We start from the raw sequence: 19,431 nt of genomic DNA on the forward strand, positions 1-19,431 counted from the left end.
GGACTATGCATGACAACAGAATTGCAAACAAAATGGCTGTGCAATGAATCTGGCTTCGATAGCCATGACAGTACCCGTTTGTTTTACCGCAGCTGGCAACCGCTGGCGATTCCTGCAGGCCAGCCACAAAAAGCCCTGATATTTTTACACCGCGGTCATGAACATTCTGGCCGTATAGGCCCGCTGGTAGAGCAATTTGGTTTTACCCAGGACTGGGCTTTTGCCTGGGACGCGCGTGGCCATGGCAATTCACCGGGTGAGCGCGGTGATGCACCTGATTTCCAAACCATGGTGCGCGATTTTGACAGCTTCATCAATCACATCCAGCAGAGCTATGGTATAGACAAAGAAAACATGCTCATCGTGGCAAACAGTGTGGGTGCCGTGATTGCCGCAACCTGGCTGCATGACTATGCACCGCGCGTGCGTGGTGTGGTCATGGCGGCTGCTGCATTTGATATCAACCTGTATGTGCCGCTGGCCAAGCCAGCGTTGCGTTTTGCCACCTGCTTCAAGCCTGACTTGTTTGTCACCAGCTATATACGCTCATCCATGCTCACGCATTCTGCTGAACAAGCCAAAGCCTATGATGCCGACCCGCTGATTACCAAGAATATATCTGCAAGGGTTTTGCTGGATCTGGCCGATACTGCCAAGCGCGTAGTGCAGGATGCCCAGGCGATAGATGCACCCGTGTTAATGCTGGTCGCCGATAAGGATTACGTCGTCAAGCAGGCGCCGCAAAAGCAGTTTTTTGAAACGATCTCTTCGACACTGAAGCGCTATATCCTCATAGAAAACTGCCATCATGCGATTTTTTATGAGAGCGAAAACCAGGTGCAGCAAGCCATACAGGCCGCTAAGGATTTCATCAATGAATGTTATGCCAAAGAGCTGTTACCCTTGCCGCATTACTTCAAGGCAGATACCTTAAGCCAGAGTGCGCGCCAATACCAGGCATTGCAGCAAGGCAAATTGGGTGGGGCGCTGGAAAACGCCTTTTACGGCATGCAAAAATTCATGCTCAGTCATCTGGGTAGACTCAGCAATGGCATGACGATAGGTTTGCAACACGGCTTTGATTCCGGCGCATCACTCGATTATGTCTATCGCAACCAGGCAGGTGGCCGTTTGCTGATAGGCGGTATGATAGACCGTGGTTATCTGGATGCGATAGGCTGGCGCGGCATACGCCAGCGCAAGGTACAGATGCAGCAGACTTTGTCTGACCTGATACAGCAATACCCGGCAGACCAGCCTGTGCGCATACTTGATATTGCTGCCGGTGGAGGTCGCTATGTGCTGGAAACCATCAAACGCTTCCAGAACCGCAATATAGAAATCAGCCTGCGCGACTTTGACCAGGCCAATCTGGATCAGGCCAAATTACTCGCAGAACGTTTGCAGTTGAAAAACAAGATCAGCTATCAATGCCGCGATGCCTTTGCCGCAACCAGTTACCCGGCGGAAGAAGATGCCTATGACATCGTCATCGTCTCTGGTTTGTATGAGCTGTTCAGTGACAATGTCCTGGTACTGGCATCCTTGCGCGGCATACAGCAGCAATTGAAAATTGGCGGGTACCTGGTGTACACTGGCCAGCCATGGCATCCGCAGTTATTGATGATCGCCAAGACCCTGAATACCCATCGCGGCCAGTCATGGCAAATGCGCCCACGCCCACAGGCAGAGATGGATGCCCTGGTCGCCAGCATAGGTTGCAAAAAAATTGCGACGCAGCTCGGTATAGCGGGGATATTTACGGTGTCGGTGGCGCAGCGTGATGCGGCAGTGCCCGTTTTATCCGATTGAACAAAGTCCAGAGCAAGAGTAGCAGGACGATGAGCAACACCGCATTCAGCCAGATCGCTGGTAGTTGAAAAGCTACAAGCAGGGCCAGCAAACCAAAGGCAAAAGCGCGGTCGCTTTTGCCCATGGGGCCATCAAAGCGGCGCTTGGAACCTGCCAGTAAGGCTGCAACGCCAGCAAACTCTGTCAGCAGGGCCAGCATAGCCACTGCAATCAACAAGGGCAGATGTATGCCTGCCACCAGGGCAAAAGGCAAGACCAGGGCGGCATCTGAAACCTGATCTGCCACTTCATTGAAAATGGCTCCAAAGGCAGTTTTTTGCTGGGTGACGTTGGCCAGCATGCCATCTATCGCATTCAGCGCCATGCGCACGAACATAAAGACCGGTAGCCCCAGCCACAAGTTTTTATTCTGCGGATAACAAGCCAGCGCAATGCCATAGGCGATGGACAGGACCATCGCCAGCAGAGTCACCTGATTTGGCGTGATATGTCGTTTCGCCAGGCCCGCCAGCAAAGGTTGTAGCAATTGCTGGAAGCGCGGCTTCAGTTGGTAGATAGAAAAACTCATGGTCTGCTGTTTGTTCCTTGTGACATATACAGTTTGGCCAGCAATATACATCGGCTATAACCCATGGCGCAATGCAGGTAAACCGTTTTGCCCGTTTCAATTTCCTGGCGCATGTATTGCAAGATTTCATCGCTTACCGGTTTGCCTGGCTTGAGCAGATCAAGCAGAGGGAAATGTCTATAAGCGTGCTTGCGCAAGGCAGGCGTTTCGCTGAGTTCATTTGCCAGGTCGATGATGCTGCAATCTGGCGGCAGTTGTTTTGCCTCCCGGCTACTGAGGCGGCGCCCCACCCAGAGTCGATCTGTCAATTTGATGATGACGGGTTTGCGCCTCTCACGCCAGACAACGGCCAGCCAGGTAAGCTGGTAACCGAGCAAATAAGGTGCATACATGAACCATATCCACCACGGATATTGCCCCTGTTTTTTATGCAGGAAGTAAACATCGTTACGATAATAAGCCAGACTGACCAGAGCGAGACTGCATGCTATGTACAAAGCCAGCCAGCTATGGGCAAAGATGAAGCCTGTGATAAAAAATACGCTGGCAAATATCAGGTAATAAAACGCCACATGCGGTTCTGCTCTTTTCGGTTTGATAAAGACGACGCAAAACAATCCCAGCAAACTGCCGCCAAGCACATCCAGCAAATGGTGTTGATAAGTGAATACCGTCGAGGCAGCTGTGAGAAGTAACCACGCGGCCAGCGCCATGCGTAGCAGCCTTGTGCGGACATGCTCGCGCAAGGCGCTCCAGAATAACAGGCAGTAAGCAACATGCAGCGAGGGTAATTGATTATATGGTTTATCCATTAGCGCCAGATAATCATATAGATATGCACACCATATAGAGGAGATGGCAGGTCTGGGCCAACTGAATTGCAGAGGGTAGAGCACGAAGATGAAGGCTGCAATGACGGTTGCCAGCAACAGGCGCTGGCTAAGCAGGCGTAATTGATCCTGGCTGTGCACTACAAAGAATGTCAGGCAAAAAAACAGGCCTGAACTGAGGTAGGGCAGTATCATCCATTGCAAAAACGGGATGCCAGCCTCAAATGACAGGGCAGCGTGCCTTATCACTCCTTGCTGCTGCGCCAGCAGATTGGCGGCCAGATAGCACAAGCCAAATGCCAGGGAATTCAGCAACCAGTGACGCAAGCGGTGTTGCACAGGTGCAGGAGTGGATGGCATTTGATATATGTTTAGCCTTAACAGTGTGATATTTTAGCAGGATGAATCAAGTTAAAAAATATAAACGCTGCATGGTATTGGCAGGTGGTGGATTTCGTTTTGGTATTTACCTGGGCATGTACGCAGCCGCCTGCGAGGCTGGCCGTGCGCCAGATATCCTGCTGGCCAGTTGCGGCGGCGCGATTGCGGCAAGCATCATTGCCGGGTTTCCTGACGATGCGCAACGCAAGGCATGGCTGAGCTCGGAAGAAATGTACCATTACTGGAGCGGTTTGAAATCTTCTCCCAGGGCAGGCATAGTCCGCGCGTTGGCCTTGGCCGCTAAACGTGGTTTTGGGCGTGACTCTGCCAGCACCATACCTGACCTGTTCAATGAATACCTGTTTGAAATCCCGGCGGAATTGCCCTTGCCAAGATTGGCGGCAATCGAGCAGTCAGTAGCGACTGCCATCATAGGTGGCAAATTGCTGTTTGATGAAAATGAAGTCGGCCTGGCCCGTGGCCAGCGCAAATTATTTGCCGAGACCGTGTTTTGTGGTCCAAGAGCAGCGGCACTGCTGGATGGCATGACCTCACCACTGGCAGACCCGCGCTGGGGGGAGCATGCCATTTCAGAGCAGTTATTGTGCGATGTGCAAACGCCAACCAGTCTGGCAGCACGTATTTCTATCACTGACATGTTTTATTTCCGTTGCCATACCCATACCGATGGTAATTATTTTGGCGGTGTACTGGACTTGTTCCCCATTGAGATCGCAAAACGCCTGGCAGATGAAGTCATGATGGAATTCAAACAGAGTTTTGACCAGGCTTTTTCCATCCCTGCCTGGCGCACGGTCCTGGGCCTCGATGGCAATGCCCGCCTGCGCTATGCAAATGGACAGGCAGTTGATGTGCGTATCGATACATCCGACGTGGCAACGGTCTTGGCCAAAGAATCAGTACAAAAGAAACTGGACTGGCGTAATAACCGCATACGCCTGAGCATGCCAGAAAACCATGCCACCTATGCAGCCTATATGGAGGCCCAATGGCAATATGGTTATGCACGCGGCATGGAAGCCTTCACCCGGCAAACAGCCTATGACGAAGCCATGATACGCCACAGCGACAAATACAGCAGGGGCGTGGCCTAGGCATGAAGAGCATCATGGTCATAGGCGGCACCAGCGGCATAGGCCTGGCGCTTGCCCGTCACTATTTGCAGCGCGGTGCCAGAGTCGCAGTCTGTGGTCGTGACTTGCAACGCCTGCCCGCTGACTTGCATGGGGTAGTCAGTTATCAACTCGATATCGCAGATCGCGCCGACTTGTCACAAGCCATTGATGACTTTGCTTTGCAGGGCCTGGACATGCTCATCGTCACCGCCGGTATTTATTACAATACCCGCAGCCATATGCTGGATGAGGCTGCCACCCTGCACATGCTGCGCACCAATGTCAGTGGCCTGAGCCATGCATTTGAACTGGCAGCCGAAAAAATGCTGCTGCAAAAGTCGGGGCAACTGGTGGCCATCTCATCGGTTGCGGGTTTGCTGCACGATTATCCCGGCGCGTCCGTCTATAGCGCGACCAAGCGCAGTGTCTTGAGTTTGTGCGATACCTACTGCATTGCACTCAAACCATTTTCCATTGCCGTGACTGCGATAGTACCTGGCTATATTGATACCGCGAAGCTGCGTACCTTGAATGAGGGCGATGCCAGTCATAAGCCTTTTATCATGTCTGAGCAGAAGGCCGTGGCCTTGATTGTAGAAGCTATTGCCGCGCAGTGCGACAGGCTGGTGTTTCCTTGGCAGATGAATTGGTTGATTACGGCATTGAATTTGTTGCCGAAGTGGGTGTTGAAGTTGAGGAAATAGGCAGGGGCTTATGCTCAATTCTTGCGTTTCAAATTACGGCAATCATACAGACGTCATTCCAGCATGATTTTGGCTGGAATCCAGCGACGTTTGTAAAGCAACAAGTGAAATGCTTTTGATGTTCAATTTAAGCAGCTTTCAATGAAAAATCGTCCATGACACTTATTTCACGGACGATTTTCAATTTCACAATCAGCAAACACCACTGATCAAACGCAAACAGCCATTACTCTTTTGCCGTAATTTTCTGCAAGCCACTAGCCTTGATCTTGGCTTCCAGCGCCTTGCCCTTGCGCGCACGTTTGCCGATGTGGATACCCAGACCAGTTGCGCTGAGATTGACTTCCTGCGGCTTGCCACCCCGGCCTATGCCGAGCACTCGCACACCTCGCTGACTGATGGCCTGGGCTGACACGAGGCTTTCCTTGTCTTCCAGTTCCATCAAGATCACGCCACGGCCACCGCTGGAGAGTTGCTTGATTTCTGCCAGGCCAAAGACCAGCAAACGACCTTTTTCTGACAAGCAGGCAATCGCGCTGGCGTCGTCAGTGACTACGGCAGGTGGCAACGGTTGATCTGCTTCTTCCAGTGTCATGAAAGCTTTACCGGCTTTCATGCGGCCCACCATGTCGCCGACTTTTGCGGTAAAACCATAACCAGCAGTCGATGACAACAACAGGCTGATGTCGGCACTGCCAGCAAAATAATGCAAAATCTTGCTGCCAACTGCCAGGTCTATCAGGGTAGTGATAGGTACGCCATCACCACGGGCACCGGGCAGGGCAGAGACGGCGACGGAATATACGCGACCATTCGAACCAAATACAAGCAATTGATCCACCGTGCGGCATTCAAAAGTGCCGTACAGGCTGTCGCCTGCCTTGAAGGTGAATTGGCCATTGTCATGACCATGGCCGGTACGTGCACGTACCCAGCCTTTTTCGGAAATGACTACCGTAACTGGTTCATCGATTACTTTTTGTTCTACTGAGGCCTTGGCAGCTTCTTCGATAACGGTACGACGGGCATCGCCAAATTGTTTGGCATCGGCTTCGATTTCCTTGATGAGCATACGCTTCATCGAAGATGGATTTTCCAGCAAATCATGCAGACCCGCTTTTTCTTTACGCAATTCATCCAGTTGCTGCTGTATCTTGATCGCTTCCAGACGTGCCAGCTGACGCAAGCGGATTTCCAGGATATCTTCCGCCTGGATATCTGACAGCTTGAACGCCGCAATCAGTGCAGGCTTGGGATCATCAGATTCACGGATGATGCGTATGACTTTATCGATATTCAACAGTACCGCTTCACGACCTTCCAGGATATGGATGCGGTCATCGACCTTTTTAAGGCGGAACTGGGTACGGCGTGTGACGGTCGTAAAGCGGAAGGTTATCCATTCACTGAGGATATCGAGCAAACCTTTCTGGCGTGGGCGGCCATCGCCGCCTATCATTACCAGATTGATCGATGCTGAAGTCTCCAAAGAAGTATGGGCGAGCAGCATTTGCATGAACTCGGCCTGATCCTGGTTTTTGGATTTTGGTTCCAGTACCAGGCGTACCGGCGCATCCTTGCCGGACTCATCGCGTACCGTATCGAGCACTGACAGAATGACCTGTTTCAATGCCACCTGTTCTGGCGACAGCGTCTTTTTACCCAGCTTGATTTTAGGGTTGGTCAGCTCGTCGATTTCTTCCAGCACTTTTTGTGAGGACGTGCCAGGTGGTAATTCTGTGACCACGGCTTGCCACTGGCCGCGTGCCATTTCTTCTATCTTCCAGCGCGCGCGCACCTTCATGCTGCCACGGCCAGTCGCATACATATCGGCGATGGTAGATGCTGGCGTAATGATTTGCCCGCCACCCGGGAAGTCAGGGCCGGGGATGTATTCCATCAGCTCGGCATGCTTCATGGCCGGGTTGCGTATCAAGGCTACTGCGGCTTTGGCAACTTCAGTCAGGTTATGCGAAGGGATTTCTGTTGCCAGGCCGACCGCAATGCCGGATGCGCCATTCAGCAAGACGAAGGGCAGGCGGCTGGGCAGGAGCCTGGGCTCTTCGGTGGTGCCGTCATAGTTGGGCTGGAAATCAACCGTACCCTGGTCGATTTCATCCATCAGCAATCTTGAAATTGGTGTCAGGCGTGCTTCGGTGTAACGCATGGCCGCCGCACCGTCGCCGTCGCGTGAGCCGAAGTTACCCTGGCCATCAATCAATGGATAGCGCAGGGAGAAATCCTGCGCCATGCGTACCAGGGCGTCATACACGGACTGGTCACCATGTGGGTGCAACTTACCGAGTACGTCACCGACTACAGCGGCAGATTTACGTGGCTTGGCGGCAGAGTTCAGGCCCAGCTCATTCATCGCATACAGGATGCGACGCTGTACTGGTTTTTGCCCGTCGCACACATCGGGCAGGGCGCGGCCTTTGACGACCGAGATGGCGTAATCGAGGTAGGCGCGTTCAGCAAAGGTCGCCAGTGTCAGGGTTTCACCATCGCCTGGTGGCGGTGGAGTTTGATCAAATAAATTCGCTTGTTCGCTCATGGTTCTATTCGTATTTTTTTGTATTCTTTTGTGGTCCGTAAAGTCAGATATTTTATATATCAGCTTCAACAGCATTACCATGCTCTTCTATCCAGGCACGGCGGGCGGCGGCTTCGCCTTTACCCATCAACATATTGAAGCGGCCTTCAGAAAAGACCTGATCAAACTCACCAAGAGAAACTGGCAGCAGGCGGCGCGTATCCGGGTTCATGGTGGTTTCCCATAATTGGCTGGCATTCATTTCACCCAGGCCCTTGAAGCGGGAAATTGCCCAGGCACCATCCTTGACACCATCCTTACGCAATTTGTCTTCGATAGCGGTAAGTTCGCCTTGATCCAGTGCATAGATTTTCTGTGCCGGTTTCTTGCCGCGTGCCGGTGCATCGATGCGGAACAGCGGCGGACGTGCCACGCAGATATGGCCACGCGCAATCAATTGCGGGAAATGGCGGAAGAACAGCGTCAGCAACAAGACCTGGATGTGAGAGCCATCAACGTCCGCATCAGAGAGTATGCAAATTTTGCCGTAGCGCAGATTGCTAAAGTCAACGATCTCATTTATTCCATGCGGATCAACACCTATGGCAACGGCGATGTCATGAATTTCGTTGTTGGCAAACAGGCGGTCGCGCTCAGATTCCCATGAGTTCAGCACCTTGCCGCGCAATGGCAAGATCGCCTGGAATTCCTTGTCGCGACCCATTTTGGCAGAACCACCGGCAGAATCACCCTCGACCAGGAAGATTTCATTGCGGTCGGTGTCATTCGATTCGCAATCCGTCAGTTTGCCTGGCAAGACAGCCACGCCTGAGGATTTTTTCTTTTCCACTTTCTGTGCCGAGCGCAGGCGCGATTGCGCTTGCTTGATGACCAGCTCAGCCAGTTTCTTGCCATATTCTACATGCGAATTCAACCACAGCTCCAGCGGTGGTTTGGCGAAGGAGGACACCAGGCGCACGGCATCGCGTGAATTCAGCCGTTCCTTGATCTGGCCCTGGAATTGTGGGTCCAGTACCTTGGCAGACAAGACAAAGGAGACTCGTGCGAAAACGTCTTCTGGCAGCAGCTTGACGCCTTTGGGTAGCAAGGAATGCATCTCGGCGAAGCTCTTCACTGCACCGAACAGGCCTTCGCGCAGACCGGATTCATGCGTACCGCCAGCGGGGTAGGGATGAGGTTTACATAGGATTCGCGGACGACATTGCCTTCTTCAGTCCATGCCACGACCCAGGATGCACCTTCGCCCTCGGCAAAGCCGTCGCTGTCTGAATTGGCAAATTGCTCGCCTTCAAACAGGGGGATCAGTGGTTCACCGTGGGAGGATTGTGCCAGCGCCTCGGTCAGGTAACCACGCAGGCCCTGGTCATATTGCCAGGTCTGGCTTTCGCCTGTCTTTGCATGGGTCAGTGTCACCTTGACGCCAGGCAATAACACTGCCTTGGAGCGCAATAGGCGCTGTAATTCACCTTGTGGGATGTTGGCGCTGTCAAAATACTTGGCGTCTGGCCAGATAGTGACACGCGTACCGCTCTTTTTGTCTCCGCGCGCCAGTGGTTGGCTACGCAGTGGTTCTATCACGTCGCCATTGGCAAAAGTCAGGTTGTGCAAACCTGCTTCACGCCAGACCGTGATTTCCAGGCGTTTTGACAGGGCATTGGTGACCGACACACCGACGCCATGCAAACCGCCGGAGAATGCATAGGCACCACCAGAACCTTTGTCGAATTTGCCGCCAGCATGCAGGCGGGTGAATACGATTTCCACGGTAGGCACGCCTTCTTCAGGGTGCAAACCGACGGGAATACCACGGCCATCATCTTCTACACTGATGCTGGTATCAGCATTGATGGTAACGAGGATATTTTTGCAATGCCCGCCCAGCGCCTCATCCGAGGCATTGTCGATGACTTCCTGAATGATATGCAGTGGGTTTTCGGTGCGGGTATACATCCCCGGTCTTTGTTTGACCGGCTCCAGGCCTTTAAGTACTCGGATGGATGATTCGCTATAGTCTGACGGAGAAGTATTTTTTTTAGTGGCCATGCGAATGAAAATCTGTTGTTTTGGTTAATTTTTTGATGATGTTTTGCAATTTTTTTGTGAGGCTGGCAGAATTAAGCTGTATTCTTGCAGCGTTTTTGCAGCTATTGTAGCTGCAATGATCGAAGCCGCAATGTGTAAGATGGAAAAACGATGCCAACAAAAACTCCAACGATCGCGATCCGACTGCTTGGATTTTCTCCAAAAGAGGAAGAAACCTTCTCAACCGTTCTCGCTGTTCTTCGCGAGAAGGGTTATCGCTATCTGGTTTTAAAGACCGGTAGTTTACAAGATCCTGACATTCATATTGTCAACGCAGAAGATTTAAAAGCCCTGGCGACCCTGTCTGACCTCAACCTCGGCGGAGCGCAGCCAGTATTGCTCATAGGTAAGACTGAAGTCAATTTACATTATCAGTCCATGCCGCGTCCCATACGCTGGCGTAAATTGTTTGACGTCCTCGATGAATTGATAGACCGTCGCCAGCTCTTGCTGACCACGCTGAGCGCCTTTGGTGAAGTGGCCGTGCCTGAGCGCCGTCGCCGCGAACGTCTTGATCTCGACCTGACTGATCCCAGCGAATACCAAAAGATGCGCAGGCCCAGTGTACCCAAGGGTGGCATCATGATCGTCGACAAGGACATGCGCTTTCGCGAGTATGTTGCCATGATCATGGATAAATATGGCATCACCGTGACACTGGCAACAGATGAACGTAGTGCCCTGATGCTGGATAAGAACAATCGTCATGCCATGACGATGATTAATTCTTCTACGCCAGATATTGACCCCTATCGCCTGTGTGCTGAGCTGAAAAAGCAAAATACCGACCGCAGGACGACGGTGATCTTTTTGGTCGATAAGAGTTTTAATTATAAAGTTGCAAATGCGCAACAGGCAGGGTGTGAAGGCTTTTTAACCAAGCCATTGTCGAGAAAGCAGGTTCTGTCGACGATACAAAAGTTTTTGCAGTTACGCTGAAGGTAGCGCAATACCCGCTCTTGTTCTTGGCTTAAACGCATCTCTACCAGCCGATAAAAACAAACTTTGCCAGTGCAGCCTGGCAAAGCTTGCTTCTTGATCTGCTGTTACTTGCTTAATAACCTCATTCCCCGCTCCAGGCCTTCTATCGTCACAGGGAACATCCTGTTACTCATGATCTGCCTGATCACTGATATAGACTGCCGGTATTGCCACAAGCCTTCAGGTTCAGGGTTGAGCCAGATGTATTTGGGGAAGGCAGAGGTAAAGCGTTGCAACCAGGTCGCGCCAGCTTCTTCATTGTTGTATTCGACAGAGCCACCAGCCTGCAGAATTTCGTAGGGGCTCATGGTAGCGTCGCCGACGAAGATGACCTTGGTGTCGGGTGTGTATTTGCGCAAGACATCCCAGGTCGGGAATTTTTCTGCATGACGGCGACGGTTGTTTTTCCACAGGTAGTCGTAGACGCAATTGTGGAAATAAAAGAATTCCATATTCTTGAATTCGGTCTTGGCCGCAGAAAATAATTCTTCAGTCTGGGCAATATGGTCGTCCATGGTGCCGCCTACGTCCAGCAGCATGAGTACTTTGATATTGTTCTTGCGCTCAGGCTGCATCTTGATGTCGAGGTAACCGGCATTGTTGGCCGTGGCCTTGATCGTCGCATCCAGTGCCAGTTCTTCTTCTGCGCCCTGGCGGGCGAATTTGCGCAGGCGGCGCAGGGCGACCTTGATATTGCGGGTGCCGAGTTCGCGTTCCGCATCATAGTCACGGAAAGCACGTGCTTCCCACACCTTGACGGCGCTGCGACCACCACCTTTGCCACCTATGCGTATGCCTTCAGGATTAGTGCCGCCATTGCCGAAGGGCGATGTGCCACCTGTTCCTATCCATTTGCTGCCACCTTCGTGGCGTTCTTTTTGCTCTTTGAGCAATTCCTGCAGTCTGTCCATCAGCTTGTCATAGCCAAATTTCTCGATGGCGGCTTTTTGCTCGTCGGTCAATTCACGCTCCATGCGCTTCATGAGCCAGTCCAGCGGGATGTCAGGGCGTTTTTCAAAAATCGTGTCTATGCCCTTGAAGTACAGACCAAAGGCTTTGTCGAATTTGTCGTAATGCGCTTCGTCCTTGACCATGATGGTGCGCGCAAGGAAGTAAAAGTCGTCGAGTGACATGCTGATCAAGCCTTTTTCCATGGCTTCCAGCAGCATCAGGAATTCCTTGATGGATACCGGGATCTTGGCGTCTTTCAGGGTAAAGAAAAAATCGATCAGCACAGGTCAGTCTCCCTACTATTTATTCATATTTGGATTGCATATATTGCAAATTCTTTTTCACACCCGCCCATTCAGAATGCAGGATGCTGTATACCACCGTATCACGGATGCGGCCATCAGGCAAAATCATGTGATTGCGCAAGACGGCATCACGCTTGGCACCCAGGCGTTCTATCGCTGCCTGTGAACGGCGGTTGAACCAGTCAGTGCGGAACTCGACGGCGATACAGCCAAATTCTTCAAAGGCATGACCAAGCAACAGCAGCTTGCATTCGGTATTCACCGGGCTGCGCTGCACCCGCTGCGCATACCAGGTGTAACCTATTTCCAGACGTTTGTTATTGATGTCCATATTACAGTATCTGGTAGCGCCGACTATCTGACCAGTCGCATTTTCACGGACGACAAAAGGAACGGCTTTTTGCTGCTGTTGCATGTCCAGAGCGATATTGAGCCAGTTCTGGGTATTATCGGGGGAGGGGACTGAGGTAAAAAACAGCTTCCATAACTCACCATCGGCTGCGGCGGCCTGGATATCAGCCAGATGATGCTGTTCCAGCGGCTCCAGAGTGACGTGTTTTCCCTTTAATGTAATAGCGTTGCAGTGCATGTTCATCCTTGAGATTGTGGATTGTGATGTGGGCAGAGAAATGACATTGGTAGTAAAATCGGAGCAGTGCCTAGTTTTGCATCCCCACACGCAGGCGCATAGATACAGTCGTGCAGATTTTGAGCATGACAGTTGCGTAAAATCCCCTGAAGTAGTGGAAATATGCCTGCCTGTTGCAAGAATCGACAGGAAAGCTTGCTATCAAAAATAAATCCGGTTATACTGCAAAGCTGTATAGAATTTTTGCGGCGTGGCATTTATAAATCAAATGTTTTGACCTCGTCGCTTTGACCACGTTTAGGAAATCTCATGGCAAATACCGCACAAGCACGCAAACGTGCTCGTCAAGCAGTTAAACTGAATGCACACAACTCCAGCCAGCGCTCCACGCTGCGCACAGCAATCAAAGCTGTTCGTAAAGCAATCGAAGCTGGTGATAAAGCTGCTGCAGCAACAATTTTTCAAAACTCCGTATCGGTTATCGACCGTATCGCTGACAAGAAAATCATTCACAAAAACAAGGCAGCTCGCCATAAGAGCCGTCTGGCATCTGCTTTGAAAGCACTGGCTTAATTTAAGCCTGCTTCTAAAGCTGTAAGTTAGTGCTAATGCGCTGACTTGACTGCCTGAAGTGAAAAAAGCCGCAATTTATTGCGGCTTTTGCTTTTTTTGCTTCCGGCATGCGTTCCCCTTCTCTATTTTTTCTGAGCTGCTCTAATTGGTGGGAAAGTTTCACCCGCAAAAAAAGGCAGGGGTAAGCCTGCCTTGCTTCTGTACTGAAAAACGACAGAAATTACATGGATGCAGAAGCGGATGCAGATGCTGCTTTAGCTTTTTTAGCTTTTTTCGCTTTTTTAGCTGGCTTGGAAGCATCTGTAGATGCAGCTGCAGCAGCCGAAGCGGCTGGAGCTGATGCTTTTGCTGAAGGAGCAGATGCTTGGGCGAAAGCAGTAGAAGCAAACAGACCTACGACCAGAGCGGCGATCAATTTTTTCATTTTGGTGTCCTTCATAAAATATTGGTTAAGAGTGATTCAATTGAATCAAGGTTAATAACGTTACCGATGAGTCGGGCGTTGACAGGAATTCTAATTAATTTATAACGTTTATGGATTTTTTTCTGAATTTCTGTGCAAACATTATTTAAATTTTAACTTCTTGCCATTCGCCGGGTAGTAATGGGTGGGTTTCGAGTGAAAAACCGCCTATGCTGATACGCATCAGGCGCAAGGTTGGCAAACCAACCGCTGCCGTCATGCGCCTGACCTGACGATTTTTTCCTTCCGATAAAGTCAGGCTTAGCCAACTGGTAGGAATGTTCGCCCGTTCACGTACAGGCGGATTACGTGGCCATAGCCATACCGGCTGATATATATGTTTGACGACGCAAGGCTGGGTCACAAAATCGCCGAGGTCCAGAGGCTGGCGCAGTTTTTCCAGTGCTTCGCGCGTGGGCGTGCCCTCGACTTGCACCAGATAGGTTTTTGGCTGTTTGTAGTCGGGATGGCTGATGCGGTTTTGTAGCTGGCCGTCATCAGTCAGTAATATCAGTCCCTCACTATCTGCGTCAAGCCGGCCTGCCGGATAGATGTGCGGTATCTTGACATAGTCAGCCAGGGTAGGGCGGCTGGGGTGTGCCGAAAACTGGCACATCACATTAAATGGTTTGTTGAGTAAAATCAGTTTCATGGCAATATGGTAACCGTAAAATGTACTTGCATGATTGCTCAGTGCTGCATAGGCTGCTCATTCGGGCATGGGTAGATGTGAAAATTATTTCTTGTACACCAACGGCTTTGCATCAGGCTCAATGAGATGACTACTCAGCTTGTCATTTTGTATTTTCAAACGGGGTAGTACGTGAAAACCGAAGTCGCCGTGACCCCAGCAAAGCTGACAAACTGATGGCATACGGTAAAATAGTAGTGCATAATACGAAAAGATGGTCTTGTGTCTTATAGAAGAGTGATTGCTCTATAAAATATATGCACACAAGGCAAATGATGAGAAAAGCGTGACCCGCTTGATCGCCCAACTACGGAGAAAACGATGTATCAACATATTCAAGTACCTGCTGAAGGTAAACAAATTACCGTCAATGCTGATTTTTCGCTGAATGTTCCTGACAATCCTATCATCCCATTCATCGAAGGCGATGGTACTGGCGTTGATATCAGCCCGGTCATGATCAAGGTCGTTGATGCGGCCGTAGCGAAAGCCTATGGCGGCAAACGCAAAATCAGCTGGATGGAAATCTATGCTGGTGAAAAATCCACTAAAGTATATGGCCCTGACGTCTGGTTGCCAGAAGAAACACTGAAAGTCTTGAAAGACTACGTTGTTTCCATCAAAGGCCCATTGACTACGCCAGTTGGCGGTGGTATCCGTTCCCTGAACGTGGCCCTGCGCCAAGAGCTCGACCTGTATGTCTGCCTGCGCCCAGTACGTTATTTTAAAGGCGTGCCATCCCCAGTGCGTGAGCCAGAAAAAACAGACATGGTCATCTTCCGTGAAAACTCTGAAGATATCTATGCTGGTATCGAATTCGCTGAAGGCTCTGATCAAGTTAAAAAACTGATCAAGTTCCTGACAGAAGAAATGGGCGTTAAGAAAATCCGTTTCCCAGAAACGTCTGGTATCGGCGTCAAGCCAGTATCCCGTGAAGGTACAGAACGTCTGGTACGCAAAGCGATCCAGTACGCGATCGACAATGACAAGCCATCCGTAACTATCGTTCACAAAGGCAACATCATGAAGTACACCGAAGGTGGCTTCCGTGATTGGGCATATGCTCTGGCACAAAAAGAATTCGGCGCTGAACTGATCGATGGCGGCCCATGGTGCAAATTCAAGAATCCTAAGACAGGTAAAGAAATCACTGTCAAGGATTCCATCGCTGATGCATTCCTGCAGCAAATCCTGTTGCGTCCGGCAGAATACAGCGTTATCGCTACACTGAACCTGAACGGCGACTATATCTCTGACGCGCTGGCAGCTCAGGTTGGTGGTATCGGTATTGCTCCAGGTGCAAACTTGTCTGACTCTATCGCGATGTTTGAAGCAACTCACGGTACAGCACCTAAGTATGCTGGCAAAGACTATGTGAACCCAGGTTCCCTGATCTTGTCCGCAGAAATGATGTTGCGTCACATGGGTTGGGTAGAAGCAGCTGACCTGTTGATCAGCTCTACAGAAAAAGCCATCACTGCCAAGAAAGTGACTTATGATTTCGCCCGTTTGATGGAAGGCGCGACACAAGTGTCTTGCTCTGGTTTCGGCGATGTCATGATAGAAAACATGTAAATCTGAGTCCGTTGTCTGGCAGGAGTAAATCCGGCCAGACAGTCAAGACGCAGTCAAAGCCCCCTGTTTTGCGACAGGGGGCTTTTTTGTCACTTATCTGCACCCTGAGCGTGAGACTTAATGAAGATTTCTTCTACCGGTTTTTAGACAAAAAAACATGTCATTCTGATAGAATCAAGTTGAAAAACAAATCTCGAAGTTGATTTTCAAGGCAGGTACAGTTTGTTGGATCGAGGCTTCGGGACCCGTATGAGACCACTCCGGTCTGTGTTCCTGTGGCTTGTGACGGCAGAATGCTACTCACTTTTCTTGATCATGAATTTCAAGTGAGTGACCATTCCTTGCATACTTATGACGCCATTCATGACACCAGCCCTGCTCAAACTGACCGGGCTGAATAAAATATCCTCTATCTCCTTCAAGAGTACAGCTTCTGTACTGTGCCTCTGTTTTTGCCTCTTTTTGCTGGCCCTGTGCGGTCATGCTTCTGCGGTGCAAACCGAAGCGCAGACTGGTGGCAGGCCGCAGGAGTCCCAGCGCTTTGAAAAAAATCTGACGCGCGGTGAACCAGTGCCCTCGTGGGTGGAATATGATAATGGAAGCCAGGTGGCAAATGCCAGTAACGCAGCACCACTGGTGGTTCGCCTGTCTGACGTCCAGACCTATGTGGATAAGCAGGCGAGCACTTATGTGCATCGCATGATGCAGGCAAATGAAGCCTCTATGCTAACCCAGGTGGGCCGGATTGAGATTCCATTTCATCCTGAATATCAAAAAGTGGGCTTGCACAGCATCCGGGTCATACGGGGCAGTCAGGTGTTTGACAAAACGACCACTGCTGATATCCGTTATCTGCAGATGGAAAGTGAACTTGATTCCGGTATTTTTACGGGTTCAGTTACTGCGTCGATTGTGATTGATGATATCCGCGTGGGCGATATTGTCGATATAGCGTATTCAACTACGGGGCAGAATCCGGTTTTTGATGGCCATTTCTTCTCGACCCTGGTATGGGATAATGGCTACCCGATTTTACGTAAGCGCATACGCCTGAACACACCAGCCAGCAGGCCTGTCAAGTACCGCATTCTTGGCCAGGGCAGTGGCAATATCCAAACCAGGGAAGAGCAGCTTGCGGGCCGCAAGATCATTACATTTACTGCCGATCAGATCAATGCAATAGAGTTTGAACCCTATGTGCCGCACGACATATTCCAGTTCAGGGTCATACAGTTTTCAGAGTTTTCACAATGGCAGCAAGTCAATCAATGGGCGCAAAACCTGTTTGACGTCAGCATCAATAGTGCCGAACTCGATAAAGTCGTGGCGGGGCTGCGTGGGGCGGGTAACTCAGACCAGACTGTGCAGCAAGCGCTGGCTTATGTACAAAATGAGATACGCTATCTGTCGATTTCCATAGGTGAGAATTCTCACAAGCCTTTCCCGCCGGACGTGGTGTTGGCGCGCCGTTACGGCGATTGCAAGGACAAGTCTTTGCTGTTATCAACGATTTTGCGCAAATTGGGGATAGAGGCAGCTCCGGTTCTGATTTCTGCATCCAATCCAGCAATGCCAGGAAAAATGCTACCTTCACCTTTGGCATTTGACCATGCAATTGTCAGGGTAAAAGTGAATGGCAAAGTCTATTACCTCGACCCGACCAGGGCAGCCCAGTACGGGCCGCTTGCCAATATGGGGCAGGTACATGGCGGTGCTGAAGTACTGGTGATTAACAAGGATACTTTTGAACTTGCCACGATTTCCAAAAATGAAGAGGGTATCGCGACCGTCAATGCACGCCTGGAAAAAATACGCCTGGATAAAATGGATGGTGTAGCCGAGTTTCAGGTCACGCATCAATATTCAGGCATAGAAGCTGAGCAGGTGCGTTCTTACCTGGCACGGCAAACCAGGGAGCAATTGAAAAATGCCTACGTCGCCTCAGTGTTGAGACGCTATCCTGATGCCGAGCTCAAGTCAGGCCCAACTGTTGCTGACAACCGCCAGGCCAATACTGTCAATATTGAATTGAAATTCCAGATACCTGGCTTGCTGGTCAAGAATGCTTCTGGATGGCAACTGCGCTATCAGGCATCAAATATGCGTGAGCGTTTTTATATTCCTGAAAATCCCAAACGCAAGCAAGCCCTGATCGTGCCGACACATCCGCCACTGATACGCTATGAACTGGAGGCCAGATTGCCAGAAGAGGTCAATGCGAACTACACGCCTTCGATTACAAATATTGATGACCCGGCATTCAAGGCAAGCGAAACTTTGACTTTCAAACAGAATGTATTCAAGGCCAGCGTAGAGCTGCGAAGCCTGAAAGACAGGGTAGTGCCGCAGGACGTGGTTGATTTTATGGCGAATACCCGCAAAGTCGGTGTCATGCTGGAAGGTAGCATACAGATACGCAAGACGGACTTGCGTGAAGCTGCTGTCCGTGATCTGCCTGACGTGCCAATCAAGCAGAAGGTCAAGGAACAACTGGAAGAGGAAATACGCAACAAATCCAGCCTCATCAATGAAGCGCGTGCCAGCGGCAGTATCCCCGCGCTTGCACTCTGTGAACGCAGCCTGGCCTATGCGCGTATGGGGCGCAAGTCCGATGCCCTCGCAGATCTGCAGATAGCCAGAAAGGATGCCCCGGATAGCCAGGAATATTTACGCTGTCGTTCAAATGCCTATTATGCGACAGGGGACTTTAAAAACAGTGAAGCAGACAGCGCGCGCCTGTTGTCTCTTGGGGCTGCTGATAGCAGGCTTTACATGTCACGCGGCATGTCCTTGTTTGCCCTGGGTAAATGGCGGGAGGCTGCAGATAGTTTTGCTTTGGCGATAGAGCAAGGCAGTGGCAGCCAGGCCAAATTGCGCGCCAGCATCATGCGCCAACTGGCACTCAGGCGGCAAAATCTGTCATCCAATGTCAATAACACCGTGGATGGCAGTGATGACTGGCTCAGTGACATGTTGTCAGCCACTTATGCAGGCGGGAAGTCGGAAGACCAGGTATTGCATCAGGTGCATAAGCGCACAGGAGATGAGCTTGATGTGGCATTGGCCGAAGCCTATTTCTACATCGCTCAATTGAATATGATTAACGGTAACAAGATCAAGGCCTCGGTATACATGCAGAGATCTGTTGAAAAAAGTCCGCTCAACGCAGATTACCGTCCATTGGCTGAGTTTGAAGCAGAGCGATTAAAGAAAAATAAATAAAACTATTGATGAGG

Annotated in this window: 14 protein-coding genes and 1 pseudogene; 8 read left to right on the forward strand and 7 right to left on the reverse strand. The window is 50.7% G+C overall.

Annotation, left to right across the window (positions count from 1 at the left end; genetic code table 11):
- The first annotated feature begins 9 nt into the window (after positions 1–9).
- Positions 10–1,812 carry a bifunctional alpha/beta hydrolase/class I SAM-dependent methyltransferase gene (locus UNDKW_RS08750; protein WP_162058388.1) on the forward strand — a complete coding sequence of 601 codons (1,803 nt, stop codon included), beginning with the start codon at positions 10–12 and terminating at the stop codon, positions 1,810–1,812.
- Here the strand turns inward: UNDKW_RS08750 and UNDKW_RS08755 are convergent.
- Positions 1,760–2,380 carry a CDP-alcohol phosphatidyltransferase family protein gene (locus tag UNDKW_RS08755; protein WP_162058389.1) on the reverse strand — a complete coding sequence of 207 codons (621 nt, stop codon included), beginning with the start codon at positions 2,378–2,380 and terminating at the stop codon, positions 1,760–1,762. The two genes, UNDKW_RS08750 and UNDKW_RS08755, sit on opposite strands and share 53 nt — an antisense overlap.
- Positions 2,377–3,570: a phosphatase PAP2 family protein gene (locus tag UNDKW_RS08760; protein ID WP_162058390.1), complete on the reverse strand. Its 1,194-nt coding sequence runs from the start codon at positions 3,568–3,570 to the stop codon at positions 2,377–2,379. Before UNDKW_RS08760 ends, UNDKW_RS08755 begins: the two co-directional genes overlap by 4 nt.
- 41 nt (positions 3,571–3,611) lie before the next feature.
- On the opposite strand from UNDKW_RS08760, the gene UNDKW_RS08765 reads away from it, so the two are divergent.
- The gene (locus UNDKW_RS08765; protein WP_162058391.1) at positions 3,612–4,706 is read left to right on the forward strand and encodes a patatin-like phospholipase family protein; all 1,095 of its coding nucleotides are present in this window, start codon (positions 3,612–3,614) and stop codon (positions 4,704–4,706) included.
- A 2-nt stretch (positions 4,707–4,708) separates the two neighbouring features.
- Entirely contained in the window at positions 4,709–5,431 is a 723-nt protein-coding gene (locus UNDKW_RS08770; RefSeq protein WP_162058392.1) for an SDR family oxidoreductase, read from the forward strand.
- A gap of 226 nt (positions 5,432–5,657) precedes the next feature.
- Here the strand turns inward: UNDKW_RS08770 and parC are convergent, their stop codons facing one another.
- Both parC and UNDKW_RS08780 read right to left on the reverse strand, forming a co-directional pair.
- Positions 5,658–7,985: a DNA topoisomerase IV subunit A gene (gene parC, locus UNDKW_RS08775; RefSeq protein ID WP_162058393.1), complete on the reverse strand. Its 2,328-nt coding sequence runs from the start codon at positions 7,983–7,985 to the stop codon at positions 5,658–5,660.
- 52 nt (positions 7,986–8,037) lie between these two features.
- Positions 8,038–10,028: pseudogene (locus UNDKW_RS08780) on the reverse strand (DNA topoisomerase IV subunit B).
- A gap of 150 nt (positions 10,029–10,178) precedes the next feature.
- On the opposite strand from UNDKW_RS08780, the gene UNDKW_RS08785 reads away from it, so the two are divergent.
- Positions 10,179–11,006 carry a response regulator gene (locus UNDKW_RS08785; RefSeq protein WP_162040738.1) on the forward strand — a complete coding sequence of 276 codons (828 nt, stop codon included), beginning with the start codon at positions 10,179–10,181 and terminating at the stop codon, positions 11,004–11,006.
- A gap of 107 nt (positions 11,007–11,113) precedes the next feature.
- Here the strand turns inward: UNDKW_RS08785 and UNDKW_RS08790 are convergent, their stop codons facing one another.
- A complete protein-coding gene (locus UNDKW_RS08790; protein ID WP_162058394.1) occupies positions 11,114–12,283 on the reverse strand; it encodes a VWA domain-containing protein in 1,170 nt (389 codons plus the stop codon).
- A gap of 19 nt (positions 12,284–12,302) precedes the next feature.
- Complete coding sequence (locus UNDKW_RS08795) at positions 12,303–12,893, reverse strand: GNAT family N-acetyltransferase (RefSeq protein WP_232063313.1); 591 nt, start codon at positions 12,891–12,893, stop codon at positions 12,303–12,305.
- Positions 12,894–13,202: 309 nt separating this feature from the next.
- Here UNDKW_RS08795 and rpsT point away from each other — a divergent pair, with 309 nt between their 5' ends.
- Both rpsT and UNDKW_RS31105 read left to right on the forward strand, forming a co-directional pair.
- Positions 13,203–13,466 carry a 30S ribosomal protein S20 gene (gene rpsT, locus UNDKW_RS08800; protein ID WP_162058396.1) on the forward strand — a complete coding sequence of 88 codons (264 nt, stop codon included), beginning with the start codon at positions 13,203–13,205 and terminating at the stop codon, positions 13,464–13,466.
- Between the two features lie 224 nt (positions 13,467–13,690).
- Positions 13,691–13,945 (forward strand): hypothetical protein, encoded by a 255-nt coding sequence (locus UNDKW_RS31105; protein WP_162040742.1) that lies wholly within the window; start codon positions 13,691–13,693, stop codon positions 13,943–13,945.
- A 90-nt stretch (positions 13,946–14,035) separates the two neighbouring features.
- On the opposite strand, the gene UNDKW_RS08810 is transcribed toward UNDKW_RS31105, so the two are convergent.
- Positions 14,036–14,581: a pseudouridine synthase gene (locus UNDKW_RS08810; RefSeq protein WP_162058397.1), complete on the reverse strand. Its 546-nt coding sequence runs from the start codon at positions 14,579–14,581 to the stop codon at positions 14,036–14,038.
- A gap of 360 nt (positions 14,582–14,941) precedes the next feature.
- On the opposite strand from UNDKW_RS08810, the gene icd reads away from it, so the two are divergent.
- Positions 14,942–16,195, forward strand: coding sequence for an NADP-dependent isocitrate dehydrogenase (icd, locus tag UNDKW_RS08815; protein ID WP_162058398.1), 1,254 nt, complete (start codon positions 14,942–14,944; stop codon positions 16,193–16,195).
- Between the two features lie 363 nt (positions 16,196–16,558).
- The gene (locus UNDKW_RS08820) at positions 16,559–19,417 is read left to right on the forward strand and encodes a DUF3857 domain-containing protein (protein ID WP_162058399.1); all 2,859 of its coding nucleotides are present in this window, start codon (positions 16,559–16,561) and stop codon (positions 19,415–19,417) included.
- Positions 19,418–19,431 lie beyond the last annotated feature (14 nt).

This window comes from Undibacterium sp. KW1 (assembly GCF_009937955.1).
GTDB lineage: Bacteria > Pseudomonadota > Gammaproteobacteria > Burkholderiales > Burkholderiaceae_D > Undibacterium.